The sequence below is a fragment of the Candidatus Planktophila sp. genome (assembly GCA_030681675.1).
Taxonomy (GTDB): Bacteria; Actinomycetota; Actinomycetes; order Nanopelagicales; family Nanopelagicaceae; genus Planktophila.
The window spans coordinates 300,812-323,761 of sequence record JAUXRP010000040.1 but is presented as its reverse complement, the minus strand read 5'-3'; the positions used below and the strand labels follow the sequence as shown (position 1 = coordinate 323,761).

The following is a 22,950-nucleotide window of genomic DNA, read 5'->3' as shown; positions in this document are numbered from 1 at the left end:
CGATTAAGGACGCTTTGGAAATTTTTCAAAGTTTGGTGCACGTCTTTCTTTATATGCATCACGGCCCTCTTGACCCTCTTCACTCATGTAAAAAAGAAGTGTCGCATCGCCAGCAAGTTGCTGCACGCCTGCCAAACCATCATCGGCAGCGTTTAGACTTGATTTCAGTAAACGGAGCGCTAATGGTGAGTTGCGAAGCATTTCTCGACACCATGAAACCGTCTCACTTTCTAAGTCATTCACTGCCACTACAGTATTTACCAATCCCATATCAAGCGCTTCTTGTGCATCATATTGGCGAGTCATAAACCAAATCTCGCGCGCTTTTTTCTGACCTACGTGGGCTGCAAGGAGGCCTGCTCCGTATCCTCCATCAAATGAACCAACTCTCGGACCTGTCTGGCCAAATTTTGCATTGTCGGCGGCAATTGTTAAATCGCAAACGACATGAAGCACATGTCCTCCACCAATGGCCCAACCAGCGACCATCGCAACAACTGGTTTCGGTGTTCGACGGATCTGCACCTGAAGATCTAGAACGTTGAGCCGGCCGATACCTTTTTTTGCTAACGTATCATCGCCAAGGTAGCCATCATCGCCTCGGACGGTGATATCTCCACCTGAACAAAAAGCTTCAGTACCTTCGCCGGTTAATATAATTACACCGACCTCTTCATTGTCACGAGCTAATGAGAAAGCCTGCATTAACTCAATAATGGTTTGAGGACGAAATGCATTGTGAATTTCAGGGCGGTTGATAGTGATTTTCGCCATGCCATCACCTATTTGATATTTGATATCAATAAACTCCTCGCCACCCGGCGCTATTACCCAGGCGGGAATCACACGGCTACCAAACTCACGATTAATCGGCTTGCTCACATTTCCTCCATTATCGTCGCTAGCGATAGCCTACGGCTGCAATGGACATGTCGTCACAACGAGAAATACTTCGAGCCAACCCTGCGTGGTCAATTCCGCAGTTAGCCGCCGAAATCACGGCCGCCCTCGTTGGAAATGGCCCTGCCCTGAGCTTTGGCGAGGTCCGCACTAAAAACCTATCCAATGAGTTCGCCATGGTTATTGGTACAAGTGGCAGCACAGGTTTAATAAAAGAGGTCGCTTTCACTCGGGCCGCCCTCATTTCATCGGCGCAAGCATCTAACTCATTCGTTGGTGCAACGCCTGGGTCACAGTGGTCACTTCTACTTCCTATCAATCACATCGCAGGCGTCAATGTAATTCTTCGGTCAATGGAACTTGGCACTCTTCCACTTGACCTTCGCAATTTCGAAGGAGAGTATCCACCTGTAGATTTTACCTCGATCGTTCCAACTCAACTTTTTAGAGCTCTAAATTCAGATGAGCGCATGCTTCGTCATTTGCAGAGCGCTAAAACTGTTTTAGTTGGAGGCGCTGCTTTGGCTCAAAGCCTTCGAGAACAAGCAGAGGTTGAGGGTATTAATATTGTTGAAACATATGGAATGACTGAAACATGTGGTGGATGCGTTTATGATGGTCGCACCTTAAATGGAGTGGAAGTTGCAATTAATGATCAGGGTGTTATAAAAATTCGTGGCGCTGTGATGGCAAGTGATTATCTGAACTCATCAAATCTCTTTGAGCTCCACAATGGTTGGTTCACTACAAATGACCTTGGTGAAATAAATGATGGGAAACTGATTGTACTTGGTCGTGCTGATGATGTAATTATTACTGGAGGAGAAAATCTTTCACTCATGGCAATCGAAGCGGTGCTCTCAGTTCGATTTCCAGATATGGAGTGCGCAGCTTTTGGAGTCAAAGATCCTCAGTGGGGACAAGCTCTTCACATTGCAATTGTTGGCAAAGCTAATGAGAATGAAATTTCGCTTTATTTGGAGGGCGCACTCGGGCAAATAGCAAAGCCAAAAGGCATTCATTCGATTGAATCACTACCATTGCTCGGTATTGGGAAAGTTGATCGTTTAACTCTTGCAAGGATGGTTAGAAATGAATAGATGGATTCTTGGAGCGCGCCTACGCACTTTACCGGCATCTTTTGCGCCAGTACTAGTGGCATCGGCACTAGCTGGCAGCGATTTCAATTGGTTTCGCGCCGCTTTGGCACTAAAAGTTTCTTTGTGGCTGCAAATCGGCGTGAATTTCGCAAATGATTATTCAGATGGAATCAAGGGAACCGATGCCAATCGTATTGGACCTACTCGACTCGTTGGCAGTGGCTTGGCAACTGCCCGGAGCGTAAGAACTGCGGCCTTCATTTCTTTTGGTATCGCATCAATCTGCGGCCTTTGGTTAGCCGTATTAACTTCGCCCATATTAATCGGGGTCGGTATTTTATCTATCGCAGCAGCCTGGAGTTATACCGGGGGGCGAAGGCCGTACGGTTACATTGGATTTGGTGAAATTTCAGTCTTTGTCTTCTTTGGCCTAATAGCAACGGTTGGAAGTTTCTATGTCCAAACTCAGAGGATTACCTTAATGAGTTTCATAGTGGCGATTCCAGTGGGCGCACTCTCGTGTGCCATCCTTGCAATTAATAACCTACGAGATTTGAACCAAGATGCAATTGCTGGAAAAAGAACCCTTGCAGTACAAATGGGGGATGCCGCGGCTAGGCGCGCATTTGTTGCTCTACTAGTTATCACCCATATCTCGGCGGTCGCTACCTTTAAACCAGCCGTTCTTATAACTTTACTTGTAGCACCACTGACACTCTCATTAGCTCGCCAAGTGATAGGCGGCGCATCTGGAGCGGCATTGATCCCACTCTTAGGTAAGACTGGAAAACTCCAGCTTATCTTTTCGGCAATCTTTGCGGTGGCCTTGGCGATACAATAAAACCATGTCACGCATCATTCCATTAGTTCTCATCTTTGGTGTAACTATTTATGCCCTAATTGATTGCGCCCGTGCCGATGAATCTCAGATTAAGAACCTCCCAAAGTGGGGTTGGTTACTTTTAATTATCCTTCTGGGACCACAGGCGGTTGCGATTGGACCAATTGCGTATTTAATTGCCGGAAGAAATAAACCAAAAGGTTTCAAGCGACCACAGCGACGAATATTGCCGCCAGATGATGACCCTGATTTCTTAAGAAAGCTTTAAAGTCCCGAATAGGTATGTTTGCCCGTTCCCCATATATTGACATATACGTAGTTAAATAAAAATGTGGAGCCGGCAAATAAACACAGCCATGCCGCACGGCGCCCTCGCCAACCAACCGTTACACGAGCATGTAAATATGCCGCATATGCAACCCAGGTAATAAAGGCCCATGTCTCTTTTGGATCCCAGCCCCAATATCGACCCCATGCGCTCTCAGCCCAAATAGCTCCGGCAATAACAGCGAAAGTCCATAATGGAAAAACAAATGCGACTAAGCGGTATGACAATTGATCCAGGTATTCAAGAGTTGGTAATCGCTTTGCCCATGGAGTTCGTTCACCTTTTGACTCCATTGAATCTAGATACAAGTAGGCAGCAGCAATCGCATTTGCAAGTAAGAACACTCCGCCCGAAATAATCGCTGCCGAAACATGGATAACTAGCCATGTTGATTTAAGTGCTGGGACTAATGGGGCACTAGGAACATAAAGAACAGCAACGGCTGTGCCAAGAGTTAATAAAACTGCAATTGAAACAAGTAGGCCCAACCAGCGCACATCATATTTGCGAAGCGCGGCCAGATAAGCACCTGAAAATGCCAATGCTCCAGTTATAGAAAACTCATACATATTGCCCCAAGGGACGCGTCCTGCAGAAATTCCTCGAGCGATGACGCCGGCGAAAAGAAGTAAAAATCCAAGACCCATCATTGCCGTTGCGATTCGCGCAACTTTTTCTGTCCGCTTGTAGTCGAAGATTTTTCCGCTTAAGACATCCGGAATTCTTACCGCCCAAGCCGTCTCAACAGCATGAGCGAAAAAGGAGATGGTGTAAACCGCCATTGAAGAATAGATCAAGTAGTTAGAAAGGTAGGCCCAAGTACGTGACATTTAAATCTCTCCCTTTAATACACTTATTAACTTAGTTAACTCTTGCTCTAAGCCTGGCGTTGCATTCTTTGCTAAACCTGCAACTTCTACTTCACTTCCAAATCGAATCCAAATTCGTCGACGTCGAGTAAACAAAGATGCAAGTAGTCCAAGGATGGCAACAATAGCGCCGAGAAGGGCATAGTGCTTGCCAGGATCGTCAACTATTTGGAGATTAACCCACTGGACATATCCTTCAAATGTTATTGAGCCACCCGTATATGTGAAAGTCTCACCGGGTTTTAGTGATTTCAAACCAAGTGTCTTAAGCGTGGATGTATCTAGTCGATAAACAGATTGTGGAACTCCTGAATCTAAACCTAAATTTCCACTCCAAGCCGAGAGTAATAGCCGAGGATCTAACGCCTGAGGAAATACGCTGATAGCTCCATTTCCATTGCTTCTTGCATATGTTGGTACAAAGGATCCTACAAAACCTACTTGCGGAATAGCATCCGGAACTTTTATTGCACCGATTGATCGTAGGTTGCCATCTTGTGGAAGAAATGGGATTGGACCCTGCAATGCCACATTACCTCTTGAATCTCGTACCGTCACTATTGGAGAGTAACCATTGGCCTGAAGGTAGATTTTTGTATTTCCAATTGCCAATGGAGAGTTCACTTTAATTACTCGCCTTTCGGGAATTGAGAGATCTCCCTGCCGGAGCGTGATATTGAGTGTGTAATCCTCAGGTGCATTTGTTACAACGTTATACGAGGCATCAAATTTATCAACAGTCACAATGAAATTCGCAAGCTTTCCATCTTTGAAGAGTTTCCCATACGCTAACGAGTCATAACTGGTTGGTGTATTAACAAATCTCTCGCCAACATTTAGAATTGCCTCGCCGCGCATTCCAAAGAGCGAGGAAAAAGAGATTCCTAATAAAATTAAAATAAGTGCCACGTGAAAAAATAAATTACCCGTTTCGCGCAGATAGCCCTTTTCGGCAGAAATAGTGCCGTCTCTTTCAAGGATTCTAAATCGATTAGTCTTAAACCAGGTTCGAGCTAAATATAATTCTCCTCCACTAGCAGCCCACGTCGAGAAGAACTCCATTCGGTTAAGATTTTTAGGTGTAGCGGGTGGAAGTGAGCGCATCGCTTGAAAATGTTCGATTGTGCGCGGGAGTACACAACCAATTAGTGAGATGAAAAGCAGAATATAAATAGCGCTAAACCAGGCAGAACCGTATACATCAAAGAGTGAGAATCTATCCATCCACTGTGAAAGTTCGGGATCGCGCTTAAAATGAGCAGTAACTGCCATTGGGTTCTGTGTGCGTTGGGGAATAAGAGAACCAGGAACTGCGGCAATACCTAAGAGCATTAAAAGGATAAGCGCAGTGCGCATGCTAGTTAATTGACGCCATCCAAATCGCAATAAATCAACGCTGCTTAACTCTGGAAGCTGAACCTCTTGGCTCATTTACACTACCGGAATAAAATCTGAAATAAGTGAGCGCATTGAGTTGATGATCTGACCCCATGTGCCAGTTACCTGAAGGAACCCCAAAGCAATAAGAAAAACGCCTCCAATTTTAGAGATCAAATCTCCACGTCGAACTAAGAACTTGCGCAATTTTTCGGAACGATCGAAAAAAACTCCTGAAGCTATAAATGGAAGACCTAATCCAAGACAATAACCAAGTGAGAGAAAAGCCCCTCGCATCGAACTTGATTCTTGAAATGCTAAAGTTTGGACGGCTGCAAGAGCCGGACCGATGCAAGGCGTCCAACCAATTCCAAATAGAAAACCGAGTAATGGTGCACCAATTAAGCCACTAGTCGTCTTCATCTGTGGTCGAAATGTACGTACCATAGGAAATTTTCCCAGGAAGATAAATCCCATGAAAATAGTTAATACACCCAGAACTCTAGAAATAATTTTCTCATTGGCCGCAAGTTGATTACCTAAACCTCCAAAGATAACTCCGTACGAGATGAATACAATTGAGAAGCCTAAAACAAACAAAAGTGAGCCTAAAAATACTTTACCTCGGTTATTTGAAAATCCTGCGGCAAATGATAAATAGCCTGGAACTAAAGGAAGTACGCATGGGGATAGAAAGGAGACAAGGCCAGCAATTACTGCAATTGGAAAAGCTGTAATCAAAAAACCATTAAGGATTTGCTCTACAAAGAAATCTCTCATTCGTTACTCACGGTTTCGATTAACTTAGATAGTGAAGCCACTGTGATAGCTCCTGAAATTCGTCCAGCGACTTTCCCATCTCGATCAATTACGACTGTTGTGGGAATTGCATTTGCGGGTAGTGAGCCTTTAAAGCCTATCAAGATTGAGTCATCAATCAGTGTTGGATATGGGATTTGAAATCGACGTTGGAATGCCTCTGCCGTCGGAAGATTATCACGGGTAAGAATTCCAATAAATGTGGTTTCCTTATATTTTTTGGACAAAGCAATTAGCGTTGGCATTTCGGATCTGCAAGGTGCGCACCAAGATGCCCAAACATTTACTACAGTAACTCGACCAGAGACATGTGAATAATTTGTTCCTGAAAGAGTCATTCCTGTTAATGAAGGTGCTTCGATTCGATCTTGAGATTTGATAAGTGTCACTAAACCGTTACCCGAAACAAAACTCTCTTGAGCACTTGACGCTCCGCCTCCGCCTCCGCTGCAACCGGCCAATATAAGTGCTACAACTATGAAACTTAGATATCTGTAAAAAAAACTCATAGTCATTTCTTTGGCAATAGGTGACGTGCAGGTTCGGAGTAAGTTAAGCCAGAAATTAACCCGTCATTATCAAAATGAATACTTGTGACAGATGCTAATGAACATTCGCGTTTACGAGGATCGTGCAGCAATCGACGGTTCTCAATGGCACTTCGTAGAATCCAAATAGGGAGTTGGTGTGAGACACAAATAGCATCTCTGCCTTCTGCTTTGTCACGAGCGAAAAAGATTGCAGCAAGCATTCGTGCTATTTGCTCTTCATACGGCTCTCCCCAAGATGGTTTCCAAGGATTCCATAAGTGTCGCCATGCTGCTGGGTGGCGCAAAACTCCGTCACCAACCCCAAAAGCTTTGCCTTCAAAAATATTTGAAGCTTCAATTAACCGCTCATCGGTTGTGACTGCCACATTGTGTGCTTGCGCAATTGGGGCTGCGGTTTCCTGTGCACGTTGCAAAGGTGAAACATGTAAAGCACCCAGGTCAATTGATTTTGACCAATCTCCTAAAACCACTGCCATCTCTTGGCCTCGTTGCGAGAGTTTCCAGCCTGGCTGTCGACCGTAGAGAATTTTGGCCGGGTTTTCTACCTCACCGTGACGAATAACATGGACCGTTGAACTCATTGCGCAAGCATAAAGCCTCTCTTGTAGGCCAAGTTAGTTAAGGTAGTGACATGGCACTCACAGCGAAGCGAGCGGCCTTTTTTGATGTCGATAACACGCTTATCCGTGGTTCAACCATCTACCTCCTTGGTCGCGGCATGTATCAGAGGGGCTATTTCACCAAAAGAGATATCTCACGATTTGTTTTGGCAAATCTGAGATTTCGCTTAACAGGAAAAGAAAATAAAGAGGAGATCGCGCGATTCCAAAAATCAGCTACGGATTTTATTGGCGGCCACTCTGTAAAAGATGTAGAAGCAATCGCCCAAGAGATTTATGATGAGTATGTATCGCCAGCGATTTGGCAAGGCACAATTGAGATCGCCCAAAAACATCTTTCGAACAATGAAGAAGTTTGGTTAGTCACTGCCGCTCCGGAAGATATGGCCGTTTTGATTGCAAATCGCTTAGGATTTACAGGCGCTCTCGGAAGCAAAGCTGAAATTAAAGATGGTGCATACACTGGCGCAATGTTGGGTGCCTTATTACATGGGAAGGAGAAGGTCGTTGCTGTTCAAGATTTAGCAAAGCGGACAGGCTTAAATCTATCCGAATGTTATGCCTACTCTGATAGCAACAATGATCTTCCTTTGCTGCAATGTGTGGGTCATCCATCTGCGATTAATCCTGATGCAATTCTCGGACTTCGAGCAATGGCCGAAGGGTGGCCAATTTATGATTTCCGTAAAGCCCGTTTCATTGGAAAGGCAGTCTCCCCGCTGGTCGTACGCTTGGCAGCGTTGGTGACATGGCTTACTCCCCGCAGAAAGCGCAGTTAATTACCCATTACGTACTAAAGCCCAGTAATGTTAGCAAGTTATGGAAATGCGCTCTTTCTCCGACTACTTACGTAGTATCGATGACGCTTCCTTTTTGGAGTTATTTACTGCCAGGCCTGATTTAATTACACCGGTACCTCCAGATATAACATCTCTCTCCGTCCGGGCTTGTTCGGCGCCTAGTTTGGCGCGGGCGATTGACTCGCTCAACCAATGGCAGTTTCAAGTATTAGAAGCGGCAGGAACACTCAACGAACCCTTTTCAGTCAAATCATTAGTTGCACTCACCCATAAAGCGGCCACCAGTGCTCTTGAGCATTTAATTGCTATCGGTCTTGTATATCCATCCAATGATGGCATGCGACTTCCATCTCAACTTCGAGATTTAATTGGTAATGAGCCGGCAGGACTTGGGCCGACTTCGCTGGCGAAACTTAAGCTGGCAGATTTAGAGAACGCCCCGGCCGACGCGAAAAAAGTATTGGAGCGTCTTATATGGGGACCTCCCCGTGGCAGCGTTGGTGACATTAAAAACCCCGGAGCTGGAGTTGGATGGTTATTGGAGCGCAAATTCTTAGTACCTCTAGATCAACGCACAGTTATTTTACCGCGTGAAGTGGGCTTATACCTGCGTGGTGGGAAAACACACAAAGAAATGTTCATTACTGCACCAACGTTGTCTGGAGTTAAACGAGATGAGCATCAAGTCAATCGTGCAGCAATTGCAAATATTTCGACGGTTTTGCGTTGGGTTGAAGAGCTACTTAATTTCTGGGCGGAAGAGCCTGCAGATGCGCTTCGAGCCGGAGGATTGGGCGTACGTGATTTAAAAATTATCGCAACTCACCTCGGACTCGAAGAATCATGTACGGCATTTATTGTGGAGTTAGCGTACTTGGCCTCTTTAATAAGTGTTGACGCAGCCAATCGGATTATGCCAAGCAATAAATTCGACATTTGGTTAATGCAAACACCTTCAGATCGATGGCAAGCGATTGCATCTGCATGGTTAATTACTTCACGTGTTAGTGGTTTAGTTGGGCGGGCCGAGGCGAAGAATGTTGCCGCTTTGGGACCGGAACTAGATCGTGTTAACGCTGCTCGTGTGCGTGCATTAACACTCTCAATTCTTACTGAGAATGAGTCTGTGGCACCTGAGAGTAAGAGTTTTAATGAGTTACTTGCTTGGCGTGCGCCGGTACGAAGAAACTCCTCTTTGCAGGAAGAGCTAGCCGCTTGGACTCTGCGTGAAGCTGAATGGTTAGGAATCACTGGCCAAGGTGCAATTTCGAAGTACGGTGTTCGTTTCCTTAACGGAGAAGAATTGGATTTAATAAATCGTGATCTACCTAAAACTGTGGACCACATCTTGATACAAAGCGACAATACGGCGATTGCGCCGGGACCGCTAGAACATGAAATATCACAACAGTTAGCGATTATGGCCGAAATTGAAAGTCGCGGTGGTGCAACGGTTTATCGCTTTAGTGAAGCTACTATTCGTCGCGCGCTAGATCATGGAAAAACTGGCGATGAGATTAGATCTTTTTTAACCAAAACCTCCAAAACACCTATGCCGCAGCCACTTGAATACTTAATTACCGATGTTGCCAAAAAGCACGGCAAGTTGCGAGTTGGGAATACATCATCTTTTATCCGCTGTGAAGATACTTCTCTTATCTCACAAATAATGCTTGACAAAAAATTAGAGATACTTTCACTTCGTCGAATCGCACCTGAAGTTGTTATCTGCGATCACGATGCCAATGAACTCATGCGTCATTTACAAGAATCCGGGTATTTACCTGCAGCCGAATCTGCCAATGGTTTGATGTTGATGGGCACTCGAGCAAATCGGGCTTTGACTAAGCCGCGACCTCCCCGTGTCATCGGTGAAATCGAGATTCCGAGCGAAGATTCTTTGATCTCAGCTATACGAGCGATACGAACTGGTGAAAAATCTACCCACAAACAAACGCGTTTGCGTCAAATTGCTAATGAGGCTTTGGGAGCTCTTCCCCGTAGCACCGCAAATGAAACCATGGATTTAGTAAATAGATTTATTATTGAAGAGAAGTCCCTCTCCATCGGATATGCCGATAACAACGGTTCGGTTACTCACAGAATAATTGATCCAATTCGGGTCAGCGCTGGATCATTAATTGCCCGTGACCATGCAACTGGTGAAGTTCAATCCTTTCGAATTCCACGCATTACCGGCGTAGCGCCGATATAGGATTGCCTTATGCTGTCGGCGCTAGAAAAACTTGTTCGTGTTGAATCTCCAACTGAGGATTTAGCAGCATGCCGTGAAGTCATGGATTGCGCTAGCCAGATTGCTCATGAGCTTCTTGGTACTCCAGCACAGATTCAGGAGATTAATGGTCGCCCCATTTTTTGGTGGGGTCCACATACTCCAGAAGTGATTCTGCTTGCACATTTGGACACTGTCTGGCCAAAGGGATCTTTTCAACCTTTATGGAGCGTTACTGAAAAGGCGGCGACTGGGCCTGGAATCTTTGATATGAAAGCTGGATTTATCCAAGCCTTATTTGCGATGGTGGGCATTGATGGTGCTGTGGCTCTTGTAGCAACAAGCGATGAAGAAACTGGCAGTGTTTCTAGTAAGGATTTTATTAAAGAGATTTCTGCTCGCGCTAGGGCGGTTCTAGTTCTCGAAGCTTCATTAAATGGAAAGGTTAAAACTGGGCGCAAAGGCACTTCCATGTATCAAATATCGATTCATGGCAGGGCATCTCATGCTGGACTTGAGCCTGAAAAAGGTATTAATGCGACCATTGAAATCGCTCATGCAATTCTCAAAGTTTCGAGCTTAGAAAATATTGATCTCGGAACAACTGTGGTTCCAACAATGTTGCGGGCTGGAAACACGACAAACACCGTCCCAGATTTAGCAACTCTTGATATTGATGTCCGCTCTTTTTCGATGTCTGAATTAGATCGAGTAGATGCAGCGATTCGGAAATTAGTTTCAGTAAACCCATTAGCTCGATATGAAATTACCGGTGGATTTAATCGCCCACCTCTTGAAACTGCATCGACAATAGCTTTATACGAACGTGCAGAGAAAGTTGCTAAAACTTTAGGTATGTCCCCACTGGGACATGCATCCGTTGGAGGTGCAAGCGATGGTAATTTTGCCGCCGCAACTGGTGTTCAAGTATTAGATGGTCTGGGTGCAGTTGGAGATGGCGCACACGCTGCACATGAATGGATCGACATAACAACCCTGGAAAGTCGGAGCAAATTCTTACATGCCTTTATAAAGGATATTCTCAATGACTGATGGTCCGTTAATTGTTCAAAGTGATAAGACTTTACTTCTAGATATCGACCACCCCCTCTCAACTGAGTGTCGGCGAGCAATAGCGCCATTTGCTGAGCTCGAAAGATCCCCTGAACACATTCATACATATCGCCTGACGCCACTTGGGTTATGGAATGCTCGTGCGGCAGGCCATGACGCTGAGCAAGTTATCGACACTTTAATTGAATACTCCCGCTATGCCGTGCCCCACTCAATTTTGATTGATGTCGCAGAAACAATGTCTCGATATGGTCGATTGCGATTAGAAGCCGATCCCGTTTATGGATTGATTCTTGTCACGACCGATACTGCCGTGCTAGAAGAGGTTATTCGCGCACGAAAGATTGCCCCGCTCCTTGGTGCACGAATTGATGCTGAAACCATCGCAGTCCTGCCCAGTCAACGTGGAGCGATTAAGCAAGCGTTACTTCGCTTAGGCTGGCCCGCTGAGGATTTCGCGGGGTATGTGGATGGACAGGCTCACCCAATTGAGTTAGTTCAAAAGGATTGGAAGATACGTCCCTATCAAGAGCTAGCCGCGGAAGGGTTTTGGCATGGAGGTTCTGGAGTTGTAGTTCTCCCATGTGGCGCTGGAAAAACGATAGTCGGTGCTGCCGCCATGGCTCACGCAAAGGCTACGACCTTAATTTTAGTTACAAATACAATTGCAGCTCGTCAGTGGCGAGAGGAACTCTTACATCGCACAACGCTTAATGAAGATGAGATTGGTGAATACTCAGGAGCGAAGAAAGAGATACGTCCCGTAACTATTGCAACATACCAAGTTATGACTAAAAAGAAGAATGGCGTTTATGCGCACCTGGATCTCTTTGACACTCATGACTGGGGTCTGATTATTTATGATGAAGTTCATTTACTGCCTGCGCCTATCTTTCGATTCACAGCTGACATCCAATCTCGTCGCCGCTTAGGTTTAACAGCAACACTTGTGCGCGAAGATGGTATGGAGGGTGAAGTTTTCTCTCTCATTGGTCCTAAGCGATATGACGTTCCTTGGAAAGAGATTGAATCTCAAGGTTACATTGCTCCGGCTGAGTGTATAGAAGTCCGTGTCAACTTAACGGAAGAAGAAAGGCTTTCGTATGCAACGGCCGAACCCGAGAATCGATATCGCACATGTGCGACGACTCTTACAAAAAGAAACGTCGCAGAGGCATTAGTTGAAAAACATGCCGGTGAGCAGATCTTGGTAATCGGACAGTACATCGATCAACTGGATGAACTCTCTGAAACCCTCGGTGTTCCGCTCATAAAGGGCGACACTCCAATAAAAGAGCGTGAAATTCTCTTTAATAAGTTTAGATCTGGAGAAATAACATGTTTAGTTGTATCAAAAGTTGCGAACTTTTCAATTGACTTGCCCGATGCGACGATTGCGATTCAAGTTTCAGGTGCATTTGGTAGCCGACAAGAAGAGGCACAACGTTTGGGACGAATTCTTCGACCAAAATCTGATGGCCGAAGCGCTAAGTTTTACTCAGTAATATCTCGAGACACTATTGATCAAGACTTCGCACAAAACCGTCAGCGCTTCTTAGCCGAGCAGGGATATTCCTACAAAATTATTGACGCCGACGATGTTTTTCAAGGGAAGATCTGAAGCGTTCTGGATCAACTTTGAAAAACCCATGGTGCTCTCCATTGATATGAATTACTGGAATCTGCTCTCCATAGAGTCTCTCAAGTTTTTCATCGCCTTCGATGTAAATCTTCTCAATTGTAAAATCCAATTCAGTGCGCATTGATTCCAAAAGATCTATAGCGACTTGACATAAATGACAACCATGGCGGGTAAAGACGGTGATTCTGCAAGCAGCAACCCTGTCAATTTGCTTAGAGAATTCACTACCGCCGCTATTGACCATGGTGAAATCATCTCATCTTGGTAGTGTTTGCGCTTATGCGGGCGTTCAACTTTAGGAAGATACGGGTAGCGGTCGTAATTACTGCACTCGCTGGGTCGCTTCTGAATGCACCCGCCGCCGAAGCCCTCTTCCTAAAAGTTCCTGGAGTTCAGTGGGGCCATATTTATGCAGGAAAAAGCCCAGTTACTTCCGCTTCTCCCCGCGAAAAATTCGCTGTTGGTACGGCTAAATCGAGTTTCAACGTTACATATAATAATTTTCCCGAGTGGGCTAAAAAAGAAGTTCAGGCCGCTGTCGATATTTGGTCAACGAATTTCGCTTCAACAGTTCCCATTAGCGTGGATGCTTCATGGGGACGTTCTAGTTCGTGGGGGATTCTCGGAAGTGCACGTCCAGTTAGTTTCTTTTCATCTTTTGCCGGAGCACCAGATCCATCGCTCTGGTACGCATCAGCTTTAGCGAATGCCCTTTCGGGTAAGGATTTAGATAGAGCTAACTCCGATATTGATATTCAAGTTAATTCAAATGCTGGTTGGAATACTCGCGGAGATGGCTTGCCAACTACGCAGGAATACGATCTAGTGTCGGTTTTCTTACATGAAATTGCGCATGGTCTTGGCTTTTTATCTAATGACGCCTACGACGCTAACTTCGGAGTCGCTAGTCTTGACCAACCAACTCCATTCGATGCATATGCTCAAACGCCTAATAATCTTCGTTTAGCGGATTTGCCAACACCATCACAGGAGCTAGCGGTTGCACTCACTTCCTCCCTGGTGTGGTCAGGTGAAAATGCAATAAAAGCTAATGGCGGGGTTAAGCCAAAGTTGTACACCCCATCTCGTTACGAATTTGGATCTTCTATAAGTCATTTAGATGAAGCGACATTTTCAAATTCTGGACTGGACTCGGTAATGACACCAAATCTAGAACCTGGAGAAATCTTCAAGGAGCCAGGTCCACTGCTTCTTGCGATGCTGGAAGATATGCGAACGAAGCCACCTGCAGGTATGGCCACTGATATGCCTCAATCACCCCGTAATGTTCAAGCCTTTACCGCCGATACTGCAGCACTCATATCTTTTGACCCACCCGTAAATCTGCGAACTGCGCATATAAGTGAGTACATCATTAAAAACTTAAAGACTGGATTTGAAAAAAAGGCAGTCTCAAGTCCTGTCGTAGTATCTGGATTAAAGAACGGAACTTCTTACACATTTAGTGTTGTTGCTAAAAACGTTTTAGGGCTATCCGAGCCGGCAATCACGAAGGCTGTAATCCCGCAAGCTGGTTGGAAGAGCACTGTCTTAGATGGTAGAGCCGATGGGAAATCAGTTGTAAGCACAACTTTCAACGGTAAGCCCGCAATAGCGTATACCGATTCAAAGAACGGCGACTTAAAACTTGCAACCTTTAATGGCAAGATTTGGAAAAAGACAACTGTCGATGGCGCAGGTGGCACAGGTGGTCGCACATCAAACTCAATAAATAGTAGCCTTTCGCTGTGCGTTAACGGCAGTGGAACCAAGCAGACTCTTCATATTTTCTACAGCGATGCAACTGATAAAGATCTCCGTTATGCAGTCTTTAATGGCAAGAGTTTTACTTTCGAAATAGTCGACGGTGATGGTCCACAGGTCAATAACTATGAAGATCCAGTTCGCGTCCGAACTTCAAGTGATGTGAGTATCTCGAACGCTTGCGTAGCAACAGCGAACGGTGTCCAAGTCTTTTATCGCGACGAGAGCCAAGGTATTCTCTTGGGGGCGGTAAAGGAAAAGAACTCTCCTTGGGTTTATGAGTTAGTAGATGGGGATCGTACAACTGATGGACGATCCACAGGCGATGTGGGCTTTCATTTGCAGACCCTGTTTGCTGATGCCAAGGTTTTTCTTATCTACGATTCAGTAGTCAGTGTTAACCAAAAGAATGAAATCTCAGCAGGCGCTGTAAGAGTCGCAACGCGGTTTGGAAGTGATGCCACGGCATGGAGTTACCAGACTCTTGATGTATCCACGGATGAGGCATCAGTTTTTGGTTATGACGTAGCTTTAGCCAAAGTAAATGGTGACGTCATGGCAGCTTGGCTTGCAACATCTACTGCCTCTTTTCCAAAACCCAATCAAATTCGTTGGGCCATGCTAAGTGCACCCTTAATAATCTCGGGAATGACTACTGAAAATTTCGGCGCACCAAGTGCTTACTTATCTATTAATGGAAAGACTATTGTCTTTAACTGCCAGGATCGTTTATGCGCTCTGGATACAAGTAAGAAAACTGCTGGCCAATCTGCAATTCGATTAGTTCGCAGCCACCAAGAGGCTGAACCTACACAAAGCGCCTGGGTCAATGTTAATAAGGTTAAATATTTACTTGCCACGGTTAGTAATAAATTAGCCCTGCTCAAACCTTAATTACCAACGCTAAAAATAGAGATTGCCTGAGCATTCTGTGTCAGACATAAAATCCCCAACGTTTTAGAGTTCGTTATTGCAATAATTTCCTTCTGATCCGAGGGTGCGTATGATGCCGCAATAATTGTGCCCTTGGAATCGAATTTTAGAAGTATCGGTTGAGGTACTTTCGGCGCCCACTTCCTTAACTGTGGAATAGCTCCAGAGGATGCGAATAGGGCATAAATCGAACCTTGAGTAAATACTGGACCAGTAGAGCGAAATCTATATGTCCAAGAGGGAACATAGCTCTTCGTAAACTTAGTCACCGCACTCTCAATCTTCTTACCAGTAACAACTTGGCCACCAAGTAGAAATGTTGGTGTAGCGCTACTCCAGTTTCGCTTAGCCTTAATAGCAGAGCTGCGAATAACGGTGAGAATCTTATTTGTTGTAGATAACTTTACGATTAAACCATCAACCGTTCCAGCTAGTTTTTTGCCACCGATAGTTTCACCACTGGCACCTGTGAGCGTTGTACTGCCATCGACATTCCGAACGACAGAATCAAGGGTAGTTGATGTTTTACCGATAAAAACTGGCACCCCGTACTCTCCTAACAAACTAACAGAGACTACAAAACCCGCGCTTCCCTTTGATGCTCGAGCGATTCCAGCGAGAGAAATCCCGTTCTTGTCTACCGCGATTGCTGTAATGAGTACCGGCGAACTTTGTTGGGATGTAAAGAGAATTGGTTCCGTTGATCCAGCTGGAATCTTCCAGAGAGCTAAAGCGTTTAAATCAGGGTGAAATACCTCTGAAGTTACAGTGACACTATCTGGGTTGAGTGCAGGAGAAGGCAATGGCGCTGGAGTTGAACGAAAAAGAGATGTTGCACCTGCAATCCAAATGTTTCCTTCACTATCTATTACTCCTGAAGTCGCAATAGAAGGTGAATTTAGATCAAGTTCGATACTCCACAATGTTTGACCTGTAACGTCAATAGCACGAGCGAATGAATTTTCACCTGATGTCCCGTACAGAATTATCGACGATCCCGCTATCAAGAATCCCGCGGTTCCTTCGCTATAACTTATTGAGGCAAGTAACTTCAAAGGTTTAACGGCAATCTTATTCGGAGCCGATTGTGCCGGCGAAATTACTAAAAACGTTGAGATTAATACTAAAGACAAAAATCGCTTCACGCTAGTTCCTGCGAGCGATTGTGCGCGGCTTTCATTGCTCTGGCAACCATCGTCGATATCTGATCAGTGTCAAAAGATGCCAATGCTGCAGCAGTTGTCCCATTTGGACTTGTGACATTTTCACGCAAAGTAGAAGCTGATTTTCCAGAAATTTCCAATAATTTAGCGGCGCCAAGCATGGTCTGTACTGTCAACTCTGTCGCAATTTCATGCGATAGGCCGAGCTCTTTAGCACCCTCCACCATGGCCTCCACGAATCTGAAAAAATAGGCCGGCCCAGATCCGCTTGTCGCAGTTACGGCATCTTGTAGTTCTTCATCAACTTCTATTACTTTACCGACTGCGCCTAAAAAGCCAAGAACAAATTCACGTTGTTCTGTAGTGACAAGCTCGCAACATGAAATCGCTGACATGCCGGCTCCGACCAAAGTCGGAGTATTTGGCATAACGCGAATGACTGGGTTAGCGCCAGTCCCGATGAGATCAGCGAGATAACTAATTTTCTTCCCTGCGACGAAGGAGATAAAGAGGCACTCTGGGAGAAAATCTGCTTTTATATCTTCTAATACGCCAGTAATATCCTGAGGCTTTACAACAAGAAGCAACACTTGCGCAGTTGAAACGTTGTCGTCGATCTCTGCGACATTAATCCCGTATCGGTTACTGAGTTCATCGCTTCGATCTTTTCGTTTTTCAGAGATAGTTATATTCTTCGGTGATACCCCATATGAAATCAGCGCAGCAATAATCGCTTCGCCCATTACTCCAGCGCCGATAACACCAACTGATTTCGACTTCGTCATTGTGCAAGCCTACCTGTTAAGCGTGTAGGCTCTGCGACTATGTCCGAAGTAAAGCCAGGTTTTGCACGTGATTGGGTTGAGTTCTCAGATCCAACCAACCCAGAGGAAATTTTTAAGTGCGACCTCACTTGGTTAACCTCTTATTGGACCTGCATTTATGGTGATGGTTGCCAAGGAGTTTTTAAGAGCCAACCTAATGCAGGTTGTTGTACGGAAGGTGCGATGTACACCGATGAAGATGATGAGGCACGCACTGATAAAGCCGCGGCATATTTAACCCCAGAGATGTGGCAATTTTATTCAGAGGCTCGACCTAAGAAGTTAGGTGCCAAACTTCGCATCTCCGAAAAGGATGAGGATGGCGATCGTAAAACTCGCCGCGTTGAAGATGGATGTATATTTTTGAATCGTAAAGGTTATGAAGCCGAAGGATACACAGGATCATTTGGTTGTGTTCTTCACCACTTAGCAATTAAAGAGAATAAGCATTTCGTAGATACAAAGCCTGATGTTTGCTGGCAGTTACCACTTCGTCGTAGTTTTGAGACTCGGGAAGTTGGCGAGCGCGAATATTCGATTACTGTAATTGGTGAGTATGAGCGTCTTGCATGGGGAGATGGTGGAGATGATTTTGATTGGTACTGCACGAGCAATACGGATGCGCATGTCGGTACCGAGCCGGTATACATCTCAAATAAATTCGAACTTCAAAAGCTAATGGGTGAACTCCCTTACGCCGAACTCGCACGCCTGTGCGATATTCGTATGGCGGGAATCCGCGAGGCCCAGTCGCGCTCGCTCCCACTCTTCGTAATTCAACATCCAGCAACACTTGCCGCAGCCAAGAAATAGTCAGCCCTTAGTTCTAGGCTCTTCCCATGGCTAAAGTCGAAAAGGATCCATTCCGCTGCACTGAGTGCGGTTGGGGTTCACAAAAATGGGTTGGGCGCTGTGGAGAGTGCCAAGCGTGGGGCTGTGTCGAAGAGATTGCCGCACCTAAGAAACTCTCACTTGTGCCAGGCCGTGTAACACATACGGCAACGCCAATTGGAGACGTCGATCTATCTGCCGCACATGCACGTCCCACTGGAGTCTCTGAACTTGATCGAGTTTTAGGTGGCGGTTTAGTTCCAGGCGCGGCAATTTTATTGGCGGGTGAACCGGGCGTTGGTAAATCCACACTGCTACTTTCAGTTGCAGCTCAAACAGCATCTAAAGGTTTATCTGCCCTCTACATAAGTGGTGAAGAGTCGGCTTCTCAGGTTCGATTACGTGCCGAACGAATCAAAGCCATCGACCCTCTTTTGTATTTGGCATCTGAGACTGATTTAGGTGCCGTCATCGCACATATCGATGCCGTTAAACCACAGCTCGTCATAATTGATTCTGTACAAACTATTGGTAGCGCAACTGCCGATGGTTCGCCTGGCGGTGTTACACAAGTGCGCGAGGTTGCTGGCGCCTTAATTCGAATCTGTAAAGATCGCGACATAACTTTATTATTAGTTGGTCATGTTACAAAAGATGGATCAATTGCCGGTCCTCGCTTGCTCGAACACATAGTTGATGTTGTCTTGCAGTTCGAAGGCGAGCGCCACTCGCGGCTGCGCTTAATTCGTGCGATAAAAAATCGTTTTGGTGCATCCGATGAAGTTGGATGCTTTGATTTAAGCGATGCCGGAATCGAATCCGTATTAGATCCGACAGGTTTATTTACTTCTCGCCACGCCGAACCTGTTCCAGGTACGTGCGTAACCGTGACGCTTGAAGGCAGGCGCCCTTTACTTGCCGAAATTCAAGCTTTAGTTAGTCAAGGTCGTGAAAATGATTTCGGAAACGCTCGCCGAGTTGTATCGGGTCTTGATTCTGCCCGTACATCAATGACGCTAGCGGTTCTAGAACTTCGTGCCGGTGTGCGAATAGGTGGGCGTGATGTCTATGCAGCAACCGTTGGCGGAATGAAAATGTCCGAGCCCGCCGCAGATTTAGCGCTAGCTCTGGCCGTTGCATCGGCGGCAAAAGGTCTGGCTCTACCATCTGATTTAGTTGCAATCGGTGAAGTCGGCTTGGCTGGTGAAATTCGAAAAGTCAGCGGAGTTAACCGTCGATTGCAAGAGGCTTACAGGTTAGGTTTTAAACGCGCATTGGTACCTGCTGGATCAGAGGTGAAGATCGATGGCATGGAGATAGTTGAAGTATCGCGCCTTGATCAAGCCCTCTCGCGGGTAAAAATCACTGGCGAATGAATCCGCTTGAAAAGCCGATAGTTAATTGGTTTAAGAAAAATATAAGAGATCTGCCGTGGCGCAATACTTCGCCGTGGGGAGTCATGGTGAGCGAATACATGTTGCAACAAACACCAGTCAACCGAGTATTACCTAAATGGATTGAATGGATGGATCGCTGGCCCACACCAAAAGATTTAGCAGCGGCTACGCCAGCAGAAATAATTACCGCTTGGGGTCGACTCGGTTATCCGCGACGTGCACTGCGCTTACATAGCGCCGCACAAACTATTGCCGAGGATTTCAACAATGAAGTTCCAGAGGATGAATTAACTCTTCGCCAACTGCCAGGTATTGGTGAATACACTGCGGCGGCAATTTCTGGCTTTGCTTTTCAGAAACGCACACTTGTCATGGATATAAATATTCGCCGATTGCTAACGCGCGTTATTGACGGCAATGAACATCCGACACCCGCACCAACATCGAAGGAAAAAATAGAGCGCCATGCTCTAGTTCCAATCAAAGATGCACACATCTGGGCGGCGGCGACCATGGAACTCGGCGCGGTAGTATGTACTTCCAAGAGTCCACAGTGTGAGACCTGCCCGGTTATCTCCTTATGTAATTGGCGAATAAATGGTTATCCAAAAACAGAGCTGATTCGTAGATCTCAAAGTTGGCATGGCACCGACCGCAAATGTCGTGGCACAATTGTGCAGGCGCTCCGTGAAAATAACTCACTTACAGAAAACGCAATCAAGAAACTCTGGCCCGATGAATCACAGGTTGAAAAGGCGCTAGTTAGTCTTCTTGAAGACCAACTAATTCAGTCAATTTCCCGTAGCCGGTATCGACTTCCATGCTAATGAAGTTGGCTGTGAAGCTCCTGCAAATGCGGAGAAAAAATCTCTTCCGTTGGAGTAATTTCTCCATCTGTATGAAGACGATTGCTTAATCCAACAAATACTGCGTTATGCTTCGGCGAGGCGGCGAGAATTACTCCTGTAAATCCAGTGTGACCATAAAAACGGGCGCTACAGTTGTCAAAGGTGTCTACCCAACTTCTAAATCCCAGGTGAAAGTCCGCGTCAATTCCATCTTGGCAAAAAACTCTAAATTCATTTAGCTCCAGGAGTAACTCACCAAACTGCAATAAATCGTTTGCATTTGAAAATAGACCCGCATGGGAAGCGGCACCGTCAAATACGTGAAAAGCATTCCCATCGTTAACTTCTCCAGAAATTATTTGACTCCTCCAAACCTTAAAATCATCCACATTTTCAGATACTGGATATGGAATCTTCTTTTGAACCATTTGGTATTCAAACCGGTCACCACGCGATGTAGCGGCAACATTATTCACATTTACTGGTGTGGCAAATTTGGTTGCCGTAAGGGGCAATCTATTAAGAGTGAGTTTACCTACGCTTTCTACAAATCCAACTTTGGTGACTGCTGATATAACGGATCCTAATGTAATGAAACCCAAATCCGAATAAGCCCTCTGCTTGTCGACTGTGTAGCGAAGAGGCGAAGTGGCAATCAGCGAATGTGCTCCTTCGACATCGCTCGCAGATATATATAACGGTCTCCATTCCATCAAACCAGAGCGGTGTTGTAGTAAGTGACGAATTGAAATCTCGCCCTTTTCACTAGTATTCCACGCTGGAAGAAACTTTGATACTCGATCATCGATTCCAATTTCATTTTCTGCCACAAGAACCATGAGTGATGATGTCGTAGCGACAATTTTTGTGAGTGATGCTAAATCAAAGCTTGTATCTGACTGCATTTTTAGAGGGATATCCCGGTCTAAAGTACTTCTGAATCCACTTGCAGTTATTGTGCGGTTACCTGAAATTGATGTTCCAATAACCATCCCTGGCGCGCTCATATGTAAACCCTACCTTTGCGGTATTTAAGTATGGAGTTGGTGGCCCACCACGCTGCATCTAAATCATGGCAATAATCAGATTTATAAGCACCTGCTAGAAGAACGGCCGCTAAAACGCCTTTATCTCCCTCCATCATCGTTCCAATGGAAAAATCAATACCTAACTGCTCTGCGCGACTAATGATTTCTAAGGCAGGGGTAATCCCACCAGATTTAATAATCTTGATATTGATTAAATCGACTGCATTAAGTTGGACTAGCTGTTCTAAATCCAAGATCGTGAATATTGATTCGTCGGCCATAATCCTTGTGTTGCTTTGTGCACGTATCTGTGCCAACCCCTTTTTGTTTTGGGCAGAAACTGGTTGCTCCAAATACTCAATATTTAGCCCTCGATGTTCTACTGCCTCTAAAAACTTAATACTCTCTTTAACGCTCCATGCTTGATTAGGGTCAACGCGGATTCCACAGTTACTTCCGACAATATCCCTAATCAGTTGGATCTTCTCAACCCGAATCTCCATTTCTTCACCGCTTAGTTTGACTTTAAAGGAAGTGAACTCTGATCGGGCAGCAAGAAGTTGAGGGATATCATCAACCCCCGAGAGCGGCAATGTCACATCGCTTTTAACTTCACTAACTGTGCATTCCAACAAATCCGGCAATGTTTTTGCTTGTATCGTCGCTGCAAGTTCATAAAGTGCTAGATCGACTGCCGATTTGGCACTCGTGGTTGCAGTCTCGGCCTGTACATGGTCACGGTAGAAATCTCCTGGAAGTTCAAAATCCTTATTTAGAATCGCTGTAGTAAGGGTTCCGGACAAGTCGCTTTGGATGGTGCTTAATGTGTGACCGGTAATGGCTGGAGTTGCTACGGTCTCACCAAAAACACAATAACCATCATCGGTTTTGATATGGAATTCGATAACATCAAGTTCGCTCACTGATCGAAGCGAGGTAGAAAAACTAGAATTCAAAGCCTCTTTTCGAACTGCAAGTGAAGTTTCTACTATTTTCGTCATAGTATGT

The 22,950-nt window shown here is 45.4% G+C and carries 22 protein-coding genes; 11 read left to right on the top strand and 11 right to left on the bottom strand.

Features of this window, described 5'->3' with window-relative positions; all coding sequences use genetic code 11:
* Positions 1-3: 3 nt before the first annotated feature.
* Entirely contained in the window at positions 4-828 is an 825-nt protein-coding gene (gene menB / locus Q8K48_08700; protein ID MDP1852474.1) for a 1,4-dihydroxy-2-naphthoyl-CoA synthase, read from the bottom strand.
* 95 nt (positions 829-923) lie between these two features.
* On the opposite strand from menB, the gene Q8K48_08695 reads away from it, so the two are divergent.
* The 3 genes from Q8K48_08695 to Q8K48_08685 are packed head-to-tail and all read left to right on the top strand — an operon-like array spanning position 924 to position 3,109.
* Positions 924-2,000 (top strand): AMP-binding protein, encoded by a 1,077-nt coding sequence (locus Q8K48_08695; protein ID MDP1852473.1) that lies wholly within the window; start codon positions 924-926, stop codon positions 1,998-2,000.
* Complete coding sequence (locus Q8K48_08690; GenBank protein MDP1852472.1) at positions 1,993-2,841, top strand: 1,4-dihydroxy-2-naphthoate polyprenyltransferase; 849 nt, start codon at positions 1,993-1,995, stop codon at positions 2,839-2,841. Before Q8K48_08695 ends, Q8K48_08690 begins: the two co-directional genes overlap by 8 nt.
* Positions 2,842-2,845: 4 nt before the next feature.
* A complete protein-coding gene (locus tag Q8K48_08685; protein MDP1852471.1) occupies positions 2,846-3,109 on the top strand; it encodes a PLDc N-terminal domain-containing protein in 264 nt (87 codons plus the stop codon).
* On the opposite strand, the gene ccsB is transcribed toward Q8K48_08685, so the two are convergent.
* The 5 genes from ccsB to Q8K48_08660 are packed head-to-tail and all read right to left on the bottom strand — an operon-like array spanning position 3,106 to position 7,366.
* Positions 3,106-3,999, bottom strand: coding sequence for a c-type cytochrome biogenesis protein CcsB (gene ccsB / locus Q8K48_08680; protein ID MDP1852470.1), 894 nt, complete (start codon positions 3,997-3,999; stop codon positions 3,106-3,108). The two genes, Q8K48_08685 and ccsB, sit on opposite strands and share 4 nt — an antisense overlap.
* The gene (locus tag Q8K48_08675) at positions 4,000-5,469 is read right to left on the bottom strand and encodes a cytochrome c biogenesis protein ResB (GenBank protein MDP1852469.1); all 1,470 of its coding nucleotides are present in this window, start codon (positions 5,467-5,469) and stop codon (positions 4,000-4,002) included.
* Positions 5,470-6,195 (bottom strand): cytochrome c biogenesis protein CcdA, encoded by a 726-nt coding sequence (locus Q8K48_08670; protein MDP1852468.1) that lies wholly within the window; start codon positions 6,193-6,195, stop codon positions 5,470-5,472. It abuts the gene before it with no gap.
* Positions 6,192-6,743: a TlpA disulfide reductase family protein gene (locus tag Q8K48_08665; protein ID MDP1852467.1), complete on the bottom strand. Its 552-nt coding sequence runs from the start codon at positions 6,741-6,743 to the stop codon at positions 6,192-6,194. The genes Q8K48_08670 and Q8K48_08665 overlap by 4 nt, the downstream gene beginning before the upstream one ends.
* Before the next feature lie 2 nt (positions 6,744-6,745).
* Positions 6,746-7,366 carry a histidine phosphatase family protein gene (locus Q8K48_08660; GenBank protein ID MDP1852466.1) on the bottom strand — a complete coding sequence of 207 codons (621 nt, stop codon included), beginning with the start codon at positions 7,364-7,366 and terminating at the stop codon, positions 6,746-6,748.
* Between the two features lie 50 nt (positions 7,367-7,416).
* On the opposite strand from Q8K48_08660, the gene Q8K48_08655 reads away from it, so the two are divergent.
* The 4 genes from Q8K48_08655 to Q8K48_08640 are packed head-to-tail and all read left to right on the top strand — an operon-like array spanning position 7,417 to position 13,133.
* Entirely contained in the window at positions 7,417-8,184 is a 768-nt protein-coding gene (locus Q8K48_08655; protein MDP1852465.1) for an HAD-IB family hydrolase, read from the top strand.
* Between the two features lie 40 nt (positions 8,185-8,224).
* Positions 8,225-10,420 (top strand): helicase-associated domain-containing protein, encoded by a 2,196-nt coding sequence (locus Q8K48_08650; protein ID MDP1852464.1) that lies wholly within the window; start codon positions 8,225-8,227, stop codon positions 10,418-10,420.
* 9 nt (positions 10,421-10,429) lie between these two features.
* Positions 10,430-11,491 (top strand): M20/M25/M40 family metallo-hydrolase, encoded by a 1,062-nt coding sequence (locus Q8K48_08645; GenBank protein ID MDP1852463.1) that lies wholly within the window; start codon positions 10,430-10,432, stop codon positions 11,489-11,491.
* Complete coding sequence (locus Q8K48_08640) at positions 11,484-13,133, top strand: DEAD/DEAH box helicase (GenBank protein MDP1852462.1); 1,650 nt, start codon at positions 11,484-11,486, stop codon at positions 13,131-13,133. Before Q8K48_08645 ends, Q8K48_08640 begins: the two co-directional genes overlap by 8 nt.
* Here the strand turns inward: Q8K48_08640 and Q8K48_08635 are convergent.
* A complete protein-coding gene (locus tag Q8K48_08635; GenBank protein ID MDP1852461.1) occupies positions 13,096-13,398 on the bottom strand; it encodes a glutaredoxin family protein in 303 nt (100 codons plus the stop codon). The genes Q8K48_08640 and Q8K48_08635 overlap by 38 nt on opposite strands.
* Positions 13,399-13,433: 35 nt before the next feature.
* On the opposite strand from Q8K48_08635, the gene Q8K48_08630 reads away from it, so the two are divergent.
* Positions 13,434-15,812: a hypothetical protein gene (locus Q8K48_08630; GenBank protein MDP1852460.1), complete on the top strand. Its 2,379-nt coding sequence runs from the start codon at positions 13,434-13,436 to the stop codon at positions 15,810-15,812.
* On the opposite strand, the gene Q8K48_08625 is transcribed toward Q8K48_08630, so the two are convergent.
* Positions 15,809-16,996 carry a hypothetical protein gene (locus Q8K48_08625; GenBank protein MDP1852459.1) on the bottom strand — a complete coding sequence of 396 codons (1,188 nt, stop codon included), beginning with the start codon at positions 16,994-16,996 and terminating at the stop codon, positions 15,809-15,811. The two genes, Q8K48_08630 and Q8K48_08625, sit on opposite strands and share 4 nt — an antisense overlap.
* A complete protein-coding gene (gene proC, locus Q8K48_08620; GenBank protein ID MDP1852458.1) occupies positions 16,993-17,799 on the bottom strand; it encodes a pyrroline-5-carboxylate reductase in 807 nt (268 codons plus the stop codon). Before proC ends, Q8K48_08625 begins: the two co-directional genes overlap by 4 nt.
* A gap of 39 nt (positions 17,800-17,838) precedes the next feature.
* On the opposite strand from proC, the gene Q8K48_08615 reads away from it, so the two are divergent.
* The 3 genes from Q8K48_08615 to Q8K48_08605 are packed head-to-tail and all read left to right on the top strand — an operon-like array spanning position 17,839 to position 20,893.
* The gene (locus Q8K48_08615; protein ID MDP1852457.1) at positions 17,839-18,651 is read left to right on the top strand and encodes a hypothetical protein; all 813 of its coding nucleotides are present in this window, start codon (positions 17,839-17,841) and stop codon (positions 18,649-18,651) included.
* A 26-nt stretch (positions 18,652-18,677) separates the two neighbouring features.
* The gene (gene radA, locus Q8K48_08610) at positions 18,678-20,045 is read left to right on the top strand and encodes a DNA repair protein RadA (protein MDP1852456.1); all 1,368 of its coding nucleotides are present in this window, start codon (positions 18,678-18,680) and stop codon (positions 20,043-20,045) included.
* Positions 20,042-20,893 carry an A/G-specific adenine glycosylase gene (locus tag Q8K48_08605; GenBank protein ID MDP1852455.1) on the top strand — a complete coding sequence of 284 codons (852 nt, stop codon included), beginning with the start codon at positions 20,042-20,044 and terminating at the stop codon, positions 20,891-20,893. The genes radA and Q8K48_08605 overlap by 4 nt, the downstream gene beginning before the upstream one ends.
* Here Q8K48_08605 and Q8K48_08600 read toward each other — a convergent pair.
* Together Q8K48_08600 and Q8K48_08595 are read right to left on the bottom strand one after the other, a co-directional pair.
* Positions 20,890-21,921, bottom strand: coding sequence for a serine hydrolase domain-containing protein (locus Q8K48_08600; GenBank protein ID MDP1852454.1), 1,032 nt, complete (start codon positions 21,919-21,921; stop codon positions 20,890-20,892). The two genes, Q8K48_08605 and Q8K48_08600, sit on opposite strands and share 4 nt — an antisense overlap.
* Positions 21,918-22,943, bottom strand: a complete 1,026-nt coding sequence (locus Q8K48_08595; GenBank protein ID MDP1852453.1) for an enolase C-terminal domain-like protein — start codon at positions 22,941-22,943, stop codon at positions 21,918-21,920. Before Q8K48_08595 ends, Q8K48_08600 begins: the two co-directional genes overlap by 4 nt.
* Between the last annotated feature and the right edge of the window lie 7 nt (positions 22,944-22,950).

What these genes read in the sequence shown, in the direction of transcription:
- Q8K48_08695 (MDP1852473.1), top strand. Translation starts at nt 924, where the DNA reads ATGGACATGTCGTCACAACGAGAAATACTTCGAGCCAACCCTGCGTGG.
- Q8K48_08690 (MDP1852472.1), top strand. Translation starts at nt 1,993, where the DNA reads ATGAATAGATGGATTCTTGGAGCGCGCCTACGCACTTTACCGGCATCT.
- Q8K48_08685 (MDP1852471.1), top strand. Translation starts at nt 2,846, where the DNA reads ATGTCACGCATCATTCCATTAGTTCTCATCTTTGGTGTAACTATTTAT.
- ccsB (MDP1852470.1), bottom strand. Translation starts at nt 3,999, where the DNA reads ATGTCACGTACTTGGGCCTACCTTTCTAACTACTTGATCTATTCTTCA.
- Q8K48_08675 (MDP1852469.1), bottom strand. Translation starts at nt 5,469, where the DNA reads ATGAGCCAAGAGGTTCAGCTTCCAGAGTTAAGCAGCGTTGATTTATTG.
- Q8K48_08670 (MDP1852468.1), bottom strand. Translation starts at nt 6,195, where the DNA reads ATGAGAGATTTCTTTGTAGAGCAAATCCTTAATGGTTTTTTGATTACA.
- Q8K48_08665 (MDP1852467.1), bottom strand. Translation starts at nt 6,743, where the DNA reads ATGAGTTTTTTTTACAGATATCTAAGTTTCATAGTTGTAGCACTTATA.
- Q8K48_08660 (MDP1852466.1), bottom strand. Translation starts at nt 7,366, where the DNA reads ATGAGTTCAACGGTCCATGTTATTCGTCACGGTGAGGTAGAAAACCCG.
- Q8K48_08655 (MDP1852465.1), top strand. Translation starts at nt 7,417, where the DNA reads ATGGCACTCACAGCGAAGCGAGCGGCCTTTTTTGATGTCGATAACACG.
- Q8K48_08650 (MDP1852464.1), top strand. Translation starts at nt 8,225, where the DNA reads ATGGAAATGCGCTCTTTCTCCGACTACTTACGTAGTATCGATGACGCT.
- Q8K48_08645 (MDP1852463.1), top strand. Translation starts at nt 10,430, where the DNA reads ATGCTGTCGGCGCTAGAAAAACTTGTTCGTGTTGAATCTCCAACTGAG.
- Q8K48_08640 (MDP1852462.1), top strand. Translation starts at nt 11,484, where the DNA reads ATGACTGATGGTCCGTTAATTGTTCAAAGTGATAAGACTTTACTTCTA.
- Q8K48_08635 (MDP1852461.1), bottom strand. Translation starts at nt 13,398, where the DNA reads ATGGTCAATAGCGGCGGTAGTGAATTCTCTAAGCAAATTGACAGGGTT.
- Q8K48_08630 (MDP1852460.1), top strand. Translation starts at nt 13,434, where the DNA reads ATGCGGGCGTTCAACTTTAGGAAGATACGGGTAGCGGTCGTAATTACT.
- proC (MDP1852458.1), bottom strand. Translation starts at nt 17,799, where the DNA reads ATGACGAAGTCGAAATCAGTTGGTGTTATCGGCGCTGGAGTAATGGGC.
- Q8K48_08615 (MDP1852457.1), top strand. Translation starts at nt 17,839, where the DNA reads ATGTCCGAAGTAAAGCCAGGTTTTGCACGTGATTGGGTTGAGTTCTCA.
- radA (MDP1852456.1), top strand. Translation starts at nt 18,678, where the DNA reads ATGGCTAAAGTCGAAAAGGATCCATTCCGCTGCACTGAGTGCGGTTGG.
- Q8K48_08605 (MDP1852455.1), top strand. Translation starts at nt 20,042, where the DNA reads ATGAATCCGCTTGAAAAGCCGATAGTTAATTGGTTTAAGAAAAATATA.
- Q8K48_08600 (MDP1852454.1), bottom strand. Translation starts at nt 21,921, where the DNA reads ATGAGCGCGCCAGGGATGGTTATTGGAACATCAATTTCAGGTAACCGC.
- Q8K48_08595 (MDP1852453.1), bottom strand. Translation starts at nt 22,943, where the DNA reads ATGACGAAAATAGTAGAAACTTCACTTGCAGTTCGAAAAGAGGCTTTG.